Origin of the sequence: Psychrobacter sp. TB55-MNA-CIBAN-0194 (genome assembly GCF_040309505.1) — a bacterium.
Lineage (GTDB): Bacteria > Pseudomonadota > Gammaproteobacteria > Pseudomonadales > Moraxellaceae > Psychrobacter > Psychrobacter fozii.
The window spans coordinates 1-249 of the sequence record NZ_JBEOOW010000611.1; the positions used below are offsets into that span (position 1 = coordinate 1).

General features: G+C 45.0%; 1 protein-coding gene. It reads left to right on the forward strand.

Going from position 1 to position 249, the window contains the following annotated elements; genetic code table 11:
• Positions 1-249: HAD hydrolase-like protein (locus AAEY75_RS16475; protein WP_352260235.1), on the forward strand; the 249-nt coding region annotated here is incomplete at both ends.

A 249-nucleotide genomic window follows, 5' to 3' on the forward strand; every position in this document is an offset into this window, starting at 1 on the left:
AGGTTTTAGAGGGTGAATTAGCCAAAGAAGCCGTCGACCATGCTGAGCAAGTATTTTTCGATGCTTATAAAAATATCAGTGGCAGCAAAACTGTCGCTTACCCCGATGTTGATAGTGGGCTCAGAAAGCTACAAGCAGCAGGATATGAGCTGGCATTGGTCACCAATAAGCCGATTCGTTTTGTACCAAAAATACTGCAATCCTTTGGCTGGCAAGACATCTTTAGCGAAGTGCTTGGCGGTGATAGCT